A 14,320-nucleotide genomic window follows, 5' to 3' on the forward strand; every position below is an offset into this window, starting at 1 on the left:
TTATATCAATAATAATTTACAATTCGTTCCAAAAAATCGTTTTATAATCGCCAAAATTGGCTAAAAGCAAGGGTTTAATTACTTCTAAACTTCCTCTATTTTTATCTTTCTTTTCCGTTACTCTATCTAAAAATAATTGCGTTAAACAAGAATCGGATAAAACAATACTTAAGTCTATATTTTCTAAATTCATTTCATATCCTATTCCAGAATAAGGAAACTGTTTTAGTTTTTGTTCTAATACAGGAAGAATCACATCATCTGCATCCATGTGTTGTAATTGTAAAAGCAATTGCGGTAAAAAGCGCAAACACAAATCGGCTGAAAGCATTGCAGAAGGCGTCATAGGTTTGCCAAAATCTGGAAACAACGTACTTATTTTACTAGCTGTATCTTCTCTATTTAAGACCAATTGCGTTGTAAAATATACTATCTTACTTCCCCACAAAGCTGCAACTTCATCAAAATCAGGATCTTGAAAAGGATAATTGAGTTTCTCTTTTTCATATTCATCCCTTAGAAGTTCAATAACTTCCTTTTCTTCTTCTTTTGAAATATCCAACTTCTTATCATAGATAATCGCATGTTCTCTAGAACGCAAATGATAGATAGTATCTAAAAAGGGTATTTTTTTGTTAGTCATTACTCCTCCTTCGTTATCTGATCCATTAATTTCAATAAATATGGCAGTCTATACTCTCCAAACATATTTTTAATATGATGAGCTGCGACTTCTTTCTCTAAACCAATAGCAGATACAAACAACGGATTTTTACTTTCTCCTCGTAAAATTTCAACTACAGTTTCAGTGTTGCTTTGAAAGGATGTTTTTGCCATTCCAATAATGGGAAATTTTTTATCCAAGGCTTCATACAAATGACTTCCTAAACCATATTTTCCATCATTATCTACATAAATATGCCCGTCAATAATAATTGCTTCCAATTCTTCTAAGGAAGCTTCTTCTAAGGCATTCATAATACAAGGCAATTCTCTTTTGTAAAAAGAACCCGGTTCATACTCCATCACGTCTTTTGTAATATGTGTCACTACATTACTAGGGGTTTCACTTTGCCAATTTTCAAAAAATAGCAAAACGGTTTTGGCATAATCAGTTTTATAATGAACGTCTATCGTTAAAATCATATTCTGTAAGGTTAATAAAAACAAATATATAGTATTTGTTCAATTTTCAAATTATTTTTAGACTAATTATACTACAAATAAAAACCTTTACCAAAGAAAATCTAATGATAGAAAACTTCAGTAAAGGCACATCAAGAGTATTTTATTATAGTAATCCTAATAGCTAAGGACTATTCACTAATCACTAATCACTAAGTACTAATCACTTATTCTCAAGACACCAATGCAGTATCTTAGCAATATTCTTGGCATCATCTACACCTCTGTGGTGTGTGCCTTCTAATGGAATATCTAAAATTTCCAACGCTCCGTTCATACCTACTTTTTTATTCAGTCCTTTCACTTCACTAAACAATTCTTTTACGTTAATGTGATGACTTCCCATAGGGTAACTAATTTTCCTGTAGGAACATTGCTTTTTAAGCATGTTCAAATCGTACTGACCATAACTTGCCCAAGTATATTGATCGGGTTGGTATTCCTGTTCCAGCATTTCAATGGCATCTTCAAAAGACATTCCTTCATTATCCAATAATTCTTGCGTAATTGTGGTCAGTTCTGTACAAAACGGACTTACCGTTGAATGTTCTGGTTTAATAAGGATTCCTTTATTTTTAGTAATCGCTCCAGAAAGAGTATCTAATTCACAAATACCTATTTCTATTATTTCATTAACTTGCCCTTTAGGTACTGAACCGTTCCAGCAAGTTGCTTCTAAATCTATGATGATTATTTTTTCTGTTGTTTTCATTTTTTATTTTTCATTGCTATAAAGATGGAATCAAATGCTATTGCATTTTTGTTTTTCTCATTCTTTACTTTCATTTCATCTAATTTTACTTTAGCCATGTGTTTATGTATATCATCCAAAAAAGCATTTTTTGGTGGTTTACTATTAACATTTAAGTTACTTAAGCCTACTATACTAGTCACCATACCTATTATTTGTATGGCATGAACTATTCCATGAACTATATTTTTATTTGTATTCTCTTTTTTCATTATTTCTAAGGTTATTTAAAACCTCGAAATAAGAATTCCGAGGTTTTTGATTAATCTACTAACAACTGCGTTACAGCAGCTGCATTAATGGCCCATTTTTGGTCGTAAACTTCATCCGCATCAAGTGAATCTACAATTTGTAATTTTTGAGCCTTTGCTTTTATAGTTAACAAACTACCAATATTCAATTTGCTCGATAATTTAGCTAATAGAGCTTGTACTCCTTTGTAATCCAAACCTTGAACTACTTGACCACCAAAAGTCATTTCTAACCAAACGATTTCTCTTTTGGCTACATCAAGTACACCAAAAACTAAACCTTTAGCCACATTTTGAGTTACTCTTACTTGGTGATCTACACAAGAAGGGTCGTATGCTACACCAGATCGCTCTGAAATAGTCATTGGATATTTACTATTCATCCAACCTACAACTAAGTTAGGTGTAATACTTCCATTACTATAAGCATTACAAGTAAAAGTTACATATTTGGCTCCAGCATAAGCTAGTGCATTTACATCAATATTGATATATTCGGCAGTACCTATTTGATTTGGAATACTTCTTATATCTCCACTATGCGTACAACCTGTTGCTTGCAATTGGCTATACGAACAAATCTCCGTTTTATTTGCATAAGCAATATGACAACTCAAGTCCATATCCAAATGTTGTGCTGGTAAACCTTGTCCCCATTGCATAAACAATCGTACAGTATTGCCTGCTATTGGAAAACGTGTTCCCATTAAGGCTACTGGTAAATCTTGAATGCTCTCACTTCTATCTCCTATTGACACTGGCATATTGAATAATTGTGAATCAATATAAATCGTTTTGTTCTCATTCTTTTGAGCTGCAAATCGTTTCTCCATTGCCAACAAACACAAATCTTCAATTTGATTTTGCATCGCTTTTAATTGGTCTTCGTTATACAACGTCAATAATCTATTAGATCCAATTTTCTTATTTACACCACCTAAAGGTTTCACACTTCTTTGTATGTTGCTATCAAAGTAGTTTTGTGCATACATGTTCAACGTAAATACCAAACGAGCAGGTACTTTATCAATTATCTTCTCAAAAGCCGCTATCGTTTCATCAGGTCCAAACCATAACATATTAGAGAACAAAGAACGAGCAAACAAACCTGGTCTTTCTTGTAATAGAGCAAAAGTGGTAGCCGCATCCGATTTTAAACGGAAATAATTTACTTTTCCTTGCCACACTTCATACGTTTGATTATAAAATACATCTAACAATGTTTTCAAAGCTTCAAATCCTTTTCTCTTACTATATTCTGGCAAACGCAAAGCTCTAATAAAACGCACCCACATTGCTCTTTTTGGATGCATCATTTCACATGCTTTTTCTGCTTCTAATGGTAAATTATTCAACCATGTAGCTACCATTAAACATTCTTTTCTTGAATATTTTAATTTCAAATCTATTGCTGTAATCAATTTCGCTTTCGCACTATTATCAGCAGCAACAAAGAAATGTTGGTTATTACTAGCAATTCTATTGATAATCGTTTTTGGTTCAATGATCTGTAATAAATTGGTTTTCTTGTACCATAAATAACGTAAAATATCCGTTGGAGAAGTAAAAAGAGAACTTGCCTTTTCTTCTTTATCCAAGTCAATTAACGTATCAATCACTAACATCATCGTTTCTTTAATTCCAATTTTCACTTCGTTTGGCAAAGGCAAATAAGACAACAATGCTTTCAAACTATCCACTTGTGTAGCATCTAAAGCGGTTTTAGAACTTAATAACGAATAATAAAATTCGTTTAACTCTTTCTCAGTCCAAAGCTCCAATACTTTCATTTTACTACCTTGTCCTTCTTGTTTAGTAGTATCAAACTCAAATGGAGTACCACAATAAGGACAACCATTATAACGCTCTAATGGAAACGTATTCGCAGGAATAATATGTCCACATGCTAAAGTGGTTCCTTTATTGGTTTTAAAAACATTCGCAAAAAAAGTCGTGATATGATCATACAAAGACTCTCCTGTTGGAATTTCCCAGTTTTTTACTAATGGTGTCCAGTTTTTGTTAACTCCTACTACTTCTTTTATAGTATCTTGAATTTCTAATTTATATGTTGGATGCACTGCATTAACAGCTTGTAAAGCTTCTTCTGAAAAAGCAAATCCTAATTTGGATACATTAGCTACTAAAACCGATGTTGGTCCTGTAATCGTTGTTGTTGTTCCAGTGATGAATTCACTAGGAATGTATAGTGCGTTTTGACGCAAGCTGATTTTTAATAATTCGTTTGTTTTCATTTTATTTATTTTTAAAAAAATTAGATAATGGTGCTTCTGTTTTCTACCAAAGAGTTTGAAGTAAGAAGCACTTGACCTTAATTCTAGAAGATAATAGGCTAACTAGCATGACAAATTTTAAGTTTGTGGTTGAAGTAAGTTAGTTTTGACCTTCTATAGTGGAGCAGATGGGATTCGAACCCATGACCTGGGCGTTAAAAGCGCTGAAGTAAGTTTGAATTGACCAAAACGCTATTTGAAAATGTACCAACATTTTTGGACTCGAACCAAGACTTCCGAAGAAGTCTAACCTGATTGAAGTATGTTGCTATTGTCCAACTAGTTCTGACGTTTTGATAATGTATAAACTAACCTGCTCTACCACTGAGCTACTGCCCCAAAAGATGAATCAACTGATAATCGTACAAGTGTGTTTTCTGGAAAAAAATTTGAAGTAACTTATACTTGACCTTGTTGACTCATTTTTAGTATTTAAAAGAACGTTTTTATTTCTTTACAAAGATTTCATTATTAGTACGCAATTATTTTACGTAGTTTAAATATTTTTTAAATATCTTATTATAAACAACAACTCAAAACAATTATTCTCAAAGCTATCGTGCTGTAAACGTTCCATAAGTAATTTATATAACATTTTTTAACCACAATTATTTATACATATATTCTTGCATAGAATTTTAAAATATAAACACCAATAGTTCAAAAAGACAAAAAAGCCTTCATCACGAAGGCTATAAATAAATTCGTAAAAATTAATTAAATTACTTTTTTATAATTTTACCTCTCTGTTTATATCCATCACTGTTTTTAATTTCATAAAAATAGATTCCAGACTTCAAAAAATCAATATTTAAATTTTCTTCTAAACTATTCTTTTCAATTAAAATCTTATGATTATTATCAAATAATTGAATAGATAAAGTTTTTAGATTCTCTCCTTCAAATGATAAAAACTCACTTGCTGGATTAGGATAAACATTTACTTTATTTTCAATATTCATCAGTTCATTTTCTATTTCTTTAGAATTATTAAATGAACTTTTACTTTGCTGAACATCACATCCTCCACAGTCTAATACTTTTTCAATCTTTACAACTCTCTTGATTTTATTACCAAAACAGTTCATCATTACATTTCCTCCAGTATTAAAATTTAAGTGAAAAGAATGCATTGTTCCATTTTCAAATTCAATAACAACACAATAACAAGAATGACATAAACTATCTACTTTTGTAACTTTCACACAAGACATAGTTCCACAATTCTCAATAGAAGATATTAAACAATTTTCATTTGTATTATTATTACAAGAATGCTCAACTAAATTGACATAAGCTGGACTTCCAGGTCTTAAAAAATTTATATTCATGGAATTTTCAATAATTAAAAATCCACTTGAAGGCAATGTTTCAAACTTCATTGTTAAAGTATCAAAATCCGCTTGAATGATTATTACTTTCATTCCATTCATTAAGTTAGTACTTATAACTGAATTAGTTGAAGCATCATATTGAGCATTTTGAGATAATGGTAAATTAGGATTAATGATCAATTCTTGACTTCCATTTACTCTTTTTAATACCCATTTAGAATTTAATTTTTGAGAATTTGTTAGTACTGAACTTGACTCTCTTGTATAAGTATGAAAAACATTACAAGAAGCTACATCATCATAATTTGCTCCAGTATCAAAAATTGGAGACTGTACTATTCCATTTCCTACAACTCTATCTATTTGAGAAAAGAGTGTAGATGTAATTAAGACGAATACTATTAAAATTTTATTTTTCATGTTTGTTTGAATTCCTTTTGCATTTACATGCCATTTTATACGAAAACTTTAGGACTTTAGTTAAATGTTCCGTATTTATTATATCCTTTTTACGATATAAATAATTATATATTACGAATTTATTTAAAACAAAAATAAATTAAAAATTGTAAGAAAAAACACAAAAGTTGTTAAATAATATCACATTAAAAACAAACTCGCCTTTACTTTAAACCCAAATTACGAATTAGAAATCTATTACAAAGTCTAATGTATAATCTGGATTAAAGAACGGAAAAAGAGAGGTTAAAAAAAGTGTTGCAATGGTTTTCTATTTCATTCACCCTATTGTACTGGCAAATAATGTAAACAGAAAAGCAAAACAGCAGTTCCAAAAACGTACACCCTTTTCAGGTCTTTAGATAATGTTTCTTCATTAAAAAGAAAGGTCTCTTTGCAAAGGCTAATTGTTTTTATATTAATTTTAAAAAGAACGTTTTATTTTCTGACACAAAGATTTCAACAGTAGTACGCAACTATTCTATGTAGTATAAAAAATGTATAAATTATTCTCAATATTGTCTTATAATCATTAACCATTAATAAATGCTATAACAGTTGCCAAATAGGCTTCTCTAACCGCTTCAAATCGGGTGATGTTTGGAATATGATTCACTTCCAATAAATACTTCTTACCATCTTTACCTACTATGTAATCATTCCCTATCATATCCATTTGCATGGCTTTTTGAATGTGTAAAGTATCGGCTAATAATTCAGCATCTACGGGCATAAAACCCGCATTATCTGGATGAATGGATTTTAACCACGTTTCCCCTTCCAGTTTAATTTGCCAATGCTTATCACCAAGTACCATAATACGAACCGCTTCACCTTCAAAATAAGCTTCGGTTGTAGCGGTAAATTCACTTTCCCATTCGCCCGTAAAACGATGTTTGTTTTCGCCACAATGCCAATTGCCCCATTTAGCAACCGTATCTTCTGTTGCGTTCATTGACGCTCCTGCACTAATAAATCCTCTTGGTGCACTAAATTGTGTATGCGTTAAAGCCTTCACCAAACAAGGAATCTTAAAGCGGCAATCGAGCATGGCAGCTGCATTAGGATAACAATCCCCATTCCAGATAGCCAAACTAGCAATAAAATCGAAATCATTATCATAGATACCGTAATAGACTACTTTATCTACAGGCAACATGCCTACTCCATTGGCTTTTTCCATGTATAAAACTTGGTCTTTTACCACTATTTTTGGAAGGGCTTGATGCCAAATGATCAGTCCAGAATAATTAGCTCTAATGACCTCATATTCTTCTTGTTCTATGCCAACTAAGGCTATTCTGTTATAGGTTAGCATTTTTTATAATTTTAAACGTTCTTGATGGGCTTTGTCTCGTTGATCTATAGCTCCAAAGGGACTTCCTTTGAAATAGCCAATATTCACAAAACCATTCTCTTCTGTAATAAGAGATTCTTTCTTAGTAACAGCTCCTGTATATTTAGAACCATAATTCCCTTCTAATTGTCCTGTTGCAGGATTTAAATCACCCCATTTGGGTGTTTTTCCATTGTAAATAGGTTCAACGAAGTAAATAATTCCTGTTATCCTCGATTTCATTAAGAATCTTCCTGTTTCGTCTGTATTCGTTAAAAATCGTTTTAGTATATCTTTTCTCATTTTTCTATTTTTTTTAATTGTTTTTATTTTGTTGTTTTTTTAACCACATAGGTACTCTCAATCTGCGTCACTTCGAGTGCGAAGCGTATCGAGAAGCTATCATTATGTTTTACCTATTCAAAAAATAGAGATACAAAGCCTTAATAATACTTTTCACATCGGTATTGGTATAAAAACCAGAACTGTTGATGCAATTTATTTCTACAATTTTCCAGCCATCAGAAGTCAAACAAATGTCCATAACGAAAGCTTCTTCTAAGTTAAAAAGGGAAATCATTTCTTTGGCAAAAGCCATTCCTTCAGCAGCAACACTAGCTTCAAAAGCAAAATCTCCATTAAACTTATAATAACCAGCATCTATAATTTGTCCGCCTACAATCCAAACTCTTGCTTCCTTTATAGTTGTTTTAGGTTTGGAAATTTGTATTTCTGAATCTTTAGTAATGGAAAGCTTTGGATGGGCTAAAGCCTCAATAATAAAATCTTCCCATTCTTCTTTTTCAAATACTTTTCCTGTGAAAATTTTAGCTTCTTTATAAGGTTTTATAAATTTCTTCTCTCCTTTTTGCCAAACCAAATCATCTGTTAGCTTTCCAATCTTTATTTCATCATTCAACAAATGTGAACCATAATAATGAGCATACACTTCATACAAATGATTGCCACCATAAAACGAACCTGGAAACCAGTCTTTATATTGTTTTGCTAATCGTGCCATAGTTACCGAACCATATACAAAAACATCCTTTCGATTAGCTTTCATAGCAATTTCGGTATCGGTTGGTTTTATATTTACAACTTCATATTCTATTCCTAATTCGTCCAAAGCATCAAAAACTTTATAATGATCCGGATCTAAATAGATATTGGCTTGGACTAAAAAATACATGATTTCTAAATTTTTAATTGTTGTTTTTACATAAGACATAAGGTTCTCGATACATTTTTAATTAAATCGCTATTTACATTTCATTAAAAATACTCTAACTGACGAAGTATTAACAACATCAAACCTAGTACTCTCAATCTGCGTCACTTCGAGTGCGAAGCGTATCGAGAAGTTTATACTACCTATGCTTCTATTCTCCTTTTTATTACTTTTATTAATTCTACTTTCACCGTTTCTGGAAAACCTGATAATCCTGGAATATCATTATATTCTACTATAAATTCGTTTCCTTCTTTATCTATTAGCACATCTAAAGCGAGAATATCTGCTTTTAAATGATTGCTTACTTTTCTAATTCTTGTTTCCCAGATAGAGCTTACTTCTATTAATTGAAATTCGTTTGTTAATACATTCGATTTCCAAAATTGTCCTTTGCGTTGCATCGCCCAAACTTTATCTTTTACTATCAAATAGCGTATATCAAACTGATAATCAATATAAGGCTCGATAGTACTATAATCATTGGTTACAAATAACAAATCTTGAATATCTTGCCATTTTTCAGCGTTTTGAACCAATACTTTTCCATAACCACCATGATAGTTACCCACTTTAACTACAAAAGGAAATGGCATTGCTATGTTTTTTAATAATCTAGAATGCGTAACTACTTGAAAAGGAATTACAGGCATTCCTAGATTCGATAAAACATGTAACATAGACAAACGATCATAACCTTGAAGTAACGTTTCAGCACTATTCAAACAAACAACATTGGAACTCTTAATGATTTCTAAAGCCGTTCTATGCTTCCAATTGGGTGAAATGGCACCCAATCTCCAAATGATTAAATCGGGTGCACATACTCCTTCACTATCTACAACAAAGAGTTTTTTATCTTTCAGTATAAAATCAGAATCTTGAATTTTCTTCTGAACTACAGTAAACTCTGGAAGATAATCTTGCCAATATTTTTCTCCATTCAGTACTAAAATTGTTTGCATTGTTTTACACTTTAATCGTCATAAACTCTTCTTTAATTAAGCTTATCACTTGGTTATTGACTCTTTTATTGATGCTTTTTTGTTCTTCTTTTTCTAAAACATCTAAAGCTGTTGGGTTGTCTTTTTTAAAATCGGCAATCACATCTTGTGAAAACAATCCTACCAATTTACCCATCATTTTAGGCTGAAATTCTCCTTCTTTACTCAACACATTATACAATCTGTTAATAGTAATATAGTCTTGAATAGTTTCCCAAATGGTTTGTGCTTCTCCTGAAAAATAATTCTCTTTATGCTCTTTTTTAGGTTTGTTGTTTTTACCTACTTCAGCCCATTTTTCATTTTTATTCTTCAAAATCACTCTAGAACCGTTTCCGAAATACTTTGGAATAATTGGCTTAATAATAACTCCTTCGCAAATATTGTTTTCTAATTGGGGCAAACCCAACCAATTTGGAATTAATGAGTTAAATTCATTTGGATAACGAAAGGCTTCTTCTAAAGTACCCTCAAACAAGGTTTTTGCATAAAAGAAACCTGTTTTTTCAAACACACTATTTGCCGAATCAACGGTTAAGTAATGCGTGCCGTTTACTTTAATATCAAAAGCATAGAAATCATTTTCTGGGCAATAATCCACTCCTTTTTGTACTTTGATAGCGTTTTTTGCTACAGCTACTTCTTTATGGTTGTAATTTCCACCAAACAATTCCCCAAAAATCACAATGAACTTAGTCTCTTGAAATTCCGATTGTACCGTTTTAAAAGCTTCCAATACTTTCTCTTTGTATCGTTTTGCTACTTCATGAGCATTGTAAAAAGTCTCCTCTTCACTAACGAAATCAGTACGCTTTGCAATCTTAATCGTTTCTCCATCCGTATAAAAAGAGAAGTTAGCACCGTGTACCTTTTCTTGTACCACATAGATTTCTTTCTCAAAACCATGAATTATAATTTGTTCCAAAACTTGTTTTTGGTACGTATTTTCTATTGAATTGTATTTTCTAAATTCCATTTTATTAAACTAAAAGTTAAAAACTAAAAATTAAAAGCTAATTACTAAGTACTATTCACTAATTCCAATCGCTTAACACCAAAATCAGATTTTCTTAACTTACACATTCTGTCATCTACTTTGTGGTGAAAAACAATACCTTCTATATCTGTTTCATCACTCATTAAGAAAGCTTTTAAATCCTCAAAAGCAACACTTTCTAAATCAATTATTTCAGAACCGTGTTTTACCAATTGGTGTGTTTCAAATCGTTCCGGGTTACCTTGCACTTTAGGACCACAGAGTTCATATGTACCATCTAATAATATTGTTAAACTATCAAACCCTTCAAAGAAGAAACGATCTTCTGATTTGGTTCGATCACATTTTATCCAGTGTGGATGATGACCCGATTTACTATCTGCTTCTTGACAAGGAATGGCTCCATCAGGAATTTTTCTACCCTTTTTAGCATCAAATCGTTTAAACAATTCACCATCAATAATAGCCACCGAAGTACCATCAAATTTTCTTGTCGCTATCGCTTCCCCTTCAAAAACCCAAGCATTTTCTTTGTTAATTATGCTCGTTACCCTACCTAAATCTTTAGGATCTTTTTCAAATAATGTACTTATCTTTTTCATCTTATTTTTCTTTTTTATGGTTAGTTAAACCTTAATAATTTGAGTCCAAATCCAATTGAGCTGCTTTTCTTTTTTAAAACAGTTCTCGATACTTTTTAACTACGTTGCTCTACGTTAAAATACTCGAACTGACGAAGTATTAACAACATCAAACCTAGTACTCACAATCTGCGTCACTTCGAGTGCGAAGCGTATCGAGAAGCTTTACTTCAAAAAAGAGTTCTCGATACTTTTTAACTACGTTGCTCTACGTTAAAAAACTCGAACTGACGAACTGCTAATTACTAAGTACTAATCACTTAAACACCAGAAGGAATCGAACCTCCATCTTCAGCATACATTGCTGCTGCTCTACCCTTTGAGCTATAGTATTTTTTGTTGATTTGTCAGGATTCGAACCTGAACAAAGAGAGTCAAAGTCTCTTATGCTAACCACTTACATCACAAATCAGTTTGTACTCCGTACGAGAATCGAACTCGTATTTACTGCTCGAAAGGCAGTTGTCCTAACCGTTAGACGAACGGAGCGTTTTGTACAGGAAGAGAGAATCAAACTCTCAAAATTCAGAGTCTAAGTCTGACGCGTCTACCAATTCCGCCATTCCTACATTCTCTTTCTAAGCGCTAATCACTAGCTACTAAACAGTCTGGGAAGCAGGACTCGAACCTACAACCTCTCGCATCCAAAGCGAGTAAACAACCAATCGTTATCTTCCCAGCGGTTACTCAAAGTCAAGTATTTTTGAGAGACAGTCAAAAAAAACCATCCTTTGAGTGGGTGTTCCTTTCTAAGAACATTTTGTGATTTTGTCAAGATTCGAACTTGAAACCTATTGCTTCGTAGGCAATTGCTCTCTCCAGTTGAGCTACAAAATCAGTTGCGGAGAGCAAGGGAATTGAACCCTCATTACCTTGTGAGTAAACCGATTAGCAGTCGGGTGTAACAAACCAATATTTACCTACTCTCCAAATTTTAAGCATAAAAAAAAGCACCTCGTTAAAGGTGCTTCATGTATACAAATAAGATAGTATTATCTTATTGCCTATAGTGATGCACCTGCATGTTTCGTTTTACCGCGAAGTCAAAACTCGGGTTTAGTGAAAAGCTACGCTCTAGTGAAATTAAATTCATTTTTTGTTCTCCTTTATATTGTATATCTAGTGTTCTCATGTTTCTTAATTATAAATTGTTACTGATTAATTAATCAATTGTTTTTATTACTTCTTCAAAAATCAATCATTACTAATTAAACATAACTAATTGATTGTTCTCATTATTTCTGCTGCAAAGATAAAGTCAAAAAAAGTAAACTTCCAAATCTTTTTTAAAATTATTTTACTGATTATCAATTAGTTACACTTGTTTTTAAGCAAAGAAAAGCCTGTCCGTTTTACAACCGATATTCTTAAATCATCCAAATGACTGTCTCTCATTTGCTTAGCTTTCAAGTCTTATTTTGTTTTATTTTTATTAAGCATTAAACATTTTTTTCTTTTTTTTTTAAAATTCTATTCTCTTTCCTCTATTCTCTTCACTAATTACTAATCACTAAGTAATAAACAACAAAAAAAGCGCCCTCTTGTGAAGGACGCTTGTATATATTGTGAAGTAAAAGTACTTTTTCTGTATTCTAAAACTCATAAAACATTACAAACGACCTATTGCCCTTAGCAGGGAATCCTTCTGCTAAACGGTAGTTACTATCTTTTGATAGTATTACAATATGTTGTCTTAATGTTTTCATTTCGAGGGCAAATATAAGATTTTTTTTATAAAATTCATTTTTTTAATAAAAATTACATCTAAAAATGCTAAAATTATAAGATTACTTTAAATAGTACTACTTAACCACAAGATCCAATTCTAAAATGGAAACCAAACAATGAACACAATCTTTATTTTTTAGAACATCCTTTTATTGTAGATTCAATGCCTTTCCATATTTGACTTTCAGAAGCTAATCCAGGTTTTTTAATTATTGTATAAGCTACACTGTTACTAGTAGGATTAAAATTAAACTCTAAAAGCACTTCTCCTACAATTGTACTTGTTTTTGCTGTTCCAGAATTAGCTCCAGGTGGAGCATAAACCGTTCCGTGTTCTTTTAAGCTTGTTGCTTTTACACATTCCCAAATTGATGGTGTTACTCCATCAAAAGTTTTTGATTTTGACATAATGTTTATTTTTAAAGTTGTTTATTTTTAGACCCTTAAATATCTTTTCTATTAAATTTATAATGGAAACCTCATCCTTATTTCTAAAGAAAAACTAATTATTTTACTCTATCGAAAAGGTGGACCATAAATCCATAATACCAATGATTTTCTTGTTCCTTTTGTTACAGGAGTAACTCTATGTAAGAAATAAGAAGGAAATAGTATTACGCACCCTTTTTTTCTTGGTAGTTTTACCACTTCATTTCCTATCATAAACTCAAAATCACCACCTTCATAGTCTTCTGGATCTGATAATTGCATGGTAATACTTACTTTTCTTCTAGCATATTTTTCACTTCCTAAGTCCATATGCCAATCAAAATGTCCACCATCATGATGATAGGCTGTATATTGTAAATCATCAACTATTTCTGTAAGATCAAATTTCCAAAGAGATTTATTCGCTTCTGTAGCCATAGTAATAAACCTTTCATACAACCATTTAAAATCTGGAACTTCTTTTTTAAGCCATTTAATTTCACTTTTTCGTTTTATTTCTAAATCATCCGTAGCATGTGATATTTTTGCAATATTAAAAGGAATAGGCTCCTGAATTTGTTCAATTTGGAGTAATTCATCTTCTGTAAATGCTTCTTGAAACCAATACCAATTATCTAATTGGCATTGGTCATAATTATCTAATAGCATATTCATAATCA

The 14,320-nt window shown here is 31.6% G+C and carries 14 protein-coding genes and 6 tRNA genes; all 20 read right to left on the reverse strand.

Going from position 1 to position 14,320, the window contains the following annotated elements:
* Positions 1-16: 16 nt before the first annotated feature.
* Positions 17-643 carry a hypothetical protein gene (locus SY27_RS13970; RefSeq protein WP_082084365.1) on the reverse strand — a complete coding sequence of 209 codons (627 nt, stop codon included), beginning with the start codon at positions 641-643 and terminating at the stop codon, positions 17-19.
* Positions 643-1,146: an endonuclease V gene (locus SY27_RS13975; RefSeq protein ID WP_045971407.1), complete on the reverse strand. Its 504-nt coding sequence runs from the start codon at positions 1,144-1,146 to the stop codon at positions 643-645. The genes SY27_RS13970 and SY27_RS13975 overlap by 1 nt, the downstream gene beginning before the upstream one ends.
* 202 nt (positions 1,147-1,348) lie before the next feature.
* Positions 1,349-1,897: a 3'-5' exonuclease gene (locus SY27_RS13980; RefSeq protein ID WP_045971409.1), complete on the reverse strand. Its 549-nt coding sequence runs from the start codon at positions 1,895-1,897 to the stop codon at positions 1,349-1,351.
* Positions 1,894-2,148 (reverse strand): hypothetical protein, encoded by a 255-nt coding sequence (locus SY27_RS13985; protein WP_045971411.1) that lies wholly within the window; start codon positions 2,146-2,148, stop codon positions 1,894-1,896. Before SY27_RS13985 ends, SY27_RS13980 begins: the two co-directional genes overlap by 4 nt.
* 50 nt (positions 2,149-2,198) lie before the next feature.
* Entirely contained in the window at positions 2,199-4,442 is a 2,244-nt protein-coding gene (locus tag SY27_RS13990; RefSeq protein ID WP_045971413.1) for a prokaryotic RING finger family 4, read from the reverse strand.
* Between the two features lie 761 nt (positions 4,443-5,203).
* Positions 5,204-6,235 (reverse strand): T9SS type A sorting domain-containing protein, encoded by a 1,032-nt coding sequence (locus SY27_RS13995; protein ID WP_045971415.1) that lies wholly within the window; start codon positions 6,233-6,235, stop codon positions 5,204-5,206.
* A gap of 571 nt (positions 6,236-6,806) precedes the next feature.
* Entirely contained in the window at positions 6,807-7,592 is a 786-nt protein-coding gene (locus SY27_RS14000; protein ID WP_045971416.1) for a hypothetical protein, read from the reverse strand.
* A gap of 3 nt (positions 7,593-7,595) precedes the next feature.
* The gene (locus SY27_RS14005; RefSeq protein ID WP_045971418.1) at positions 7,596-7,913 is read right to left on the reverse strand and encodes a hypothetical protein; all 318 of its coding nucleotides are present in this window, start codon (positions 7,911-7,913) and stop codon (positions 7,596-7,598) included.
* Between the two features lie 109 nt (positions 7,914-8,022).
* Complete coding sequence (locus SY27_RS14010; protein ID WP_045971828.1) at positions 8,023-8,802, reverse strand: ATP-grasp domain-containing protein; 780 nt, start codon at positions 8,800-8,802, stop codon at positions 8,023-8,025.
* A 182-nt stretch (positions 8,803-8,984) separates the two neighbouring features.
* A complete protein-coding gene (locus tag SY27_RS14015; RefSeq protein ID WP_045971420.1) occupies positions 8,985-9,806 on the reverse strand; it encodes a RimK family alpha-L-glutamate ligase in 822 nt (273 codons plus the stop codon).
* Positions 9,807-9,810: 4 nt separating this feature from the next.
* Complete coding sequence (locus tag SY27_RS14020; RefSeq protein ID WP_045971422.1) at positions 9,811-10,821, reverse strand: RNA ligase family protein; 1,011 nt, start codon at positions 10,819-10,821, stop codon at positions 9,811-9,813.
* Between the two features lie 44 nt (positions 10,822-10,865).
* Positions 10,866-11,444: a DUF5565 family protein gene (locus tag SY27_RS14025; RefSeq protein WP_045971424.1), complete on the reverse strand. Its 579-nt coding sequence runs from the start codon at positions 11,442-11,444 to the stop codon at positions 10,866-10,868.
* A 301-nt stretch (positions 11,445-11,745) separates the two neighbouring features.
* Positions 11,746-11,817 (reverse strand) — tRNA-Thr (locus tag SY27_RS14030).
* A gap of 83 nt (positions 11,818-11,900) precedes the next feature.
* Positions 11,901-11,972, reverse strand: a tRNA-Glu gene (locus tag SY27_RS14035).
* A gap of 6 nt (positions 11,973-11,978) precedes the next feature.
* Positions 11,979-12,052: transfer RNA gene (locus tag SY27_RS14040), tRNA-Leu, on the reverse strand.
* A gap of 38 nt (positions 12,053-12,090) precedes the next feature.
* Positions 12,091-12,163: transfer RNA gene (locus tag SY27_RS18715), tRNA-Pro, on the reverse strand.
* An 83-nt stretch (positions 12,164-12,246) separates the two neighbouring features.
* A tRNA-Arg gene (locus SY27_RS14045) sits at positions 12,247-12,320 on the reverse strand.
* A gap of 5 nt (positions 12,321-12,325) precedes the next feature.
* Positions 12,326-12,412: transfer RNA gene (locus SY27_RS18720), tRNA-Ser, on the reverse strand.
* A 928-nt stretch (positions 12,413-13,340) separates the two neighbouring features.
* Complete coding sequence (locus SY27_RS14050) at positions 13,341-13,619, reverse strand: hypothetical protein (protein ID WP_045971426.1); 279 nt, start codon at positions 13,617-13,619, stop codon at positions 13,341-13,343.
* A gap of 108 nt (positions 13,620-13,727) precedes the next feature.
* Positions 13,728-14,315 (reverse strand): 2OG-Fe(II) oxygenase, encoded by a 588-nt coding sequence (locus SY27_RS14055; RefSeq protein ID WP_052705352.1) that lies wholly within the window; start codon positions 14,313-14,315, stop codon positions 13,728-13,730.
* Positions 14,316-14,320 lie beyond the last annotated feature (5 nt).

This window comes from Flavobacterium sp. 316, from assembly GCF_000967805.1.
Taxonomy (GTDB): domain Bacteria; phylum Bacteroidota; class Bacteroidia; order Flavobacteriales; family Flavobacteriaceae; genus Flavobacterium; species Flavobacterium sediminilitoris.

Coding starts and splice junctions, on each gene's coding strand:
- SY27_RS14050 (WP_045971426.1), bottom strand. CDS start 13,619: ATGTCAAAATCAAAAACTTTTGATGGAGTAACACCATCAATTTGGGAA.
- SY27_RS14025 (WP_045971424.1), bottom strand. CDS start 11,444: ATGAAAAAGATAAGTACATTATTTGAAAAAGATCCTAAAGATTTAGGT.
- SY27_RS14020 (WP_045971422.1), bottom strand. CDS start 10,821: ATGGAATTTAGAAAATACAATTCAATAGAAAATACGTACCAAAAACAA.
- SY27_RS14010 (WP_045971828.1), bottom strand. CDS start 8,802: ATGTATTTTTTAGTCCAAGCCAATATCTATTTAGATCCGGATCATTAT.
- SY27_RS13995 (WP_045971415.1), bottom strand. CDS start 6,235: ATGAAAAATAAAATTTTAATAGTATTCGTCTTAATTACATCTACACTC.
- SY27_RS14005 (WP_045971418.1), bottom strand. CDS start 7,913: ATGAGAAAAGATATACTAAAACGATTTTTAACGAATACAGACGAAACA.
- SY27_RS13980 (WP_045971409.1), bottom strand. CDS start 1,897: ATGAAAACAACAGAAAAAATAATCATCATAGATTTAGAAGCAACTTGC.
- SY27_RS14000 (WP_045971416.1), bottom strand. CDS start 7,592: ATGCTAACCTATAACAGAATAGCCTTAGTTGGCATAGAACAAGAAGAA.
- SY27_RS14055 (WP_052705352.1), bottom strand. CDS start 14,315: ATGAATATGCTATTAGATAATTATGACCAATGCCAATTAGATAATTGG.
- SY27_RS13975 (WP_045971407.1), bottom strand. CDS start 1,146: ATGATTTTAACGATAGACGTTCATTATAAAACTGATTATGCCAAAACC.
- SY27_RS13985 (WP_045971411.1), bottom strand. CDS start 2,148: ATGAAAAAAGAGAATACAAATAAAAATATAGTTCATGGAATAGTTCAT.
- SY27_RS13970 (WP_082084365.1), bottom strand. CDS start 643: ATGACTAACAAAAAAATACCCTTTTTAGATACTATCTATCATTTGCGT.
- SY27_RS14015 (WP_045971420.1), bottom strand. CDS start 9,806: ATGCAAACAATTTTAGTACTGAATGGAGAAAAATATTGGCAAGATTAT.
- SY27_RS13990 (WP_045971413.1), bottom strand. CDS start 4,442: ATGAAAACAAACGAATTATTAAAAATCAGCTTGCGTCAAAACGCACTA.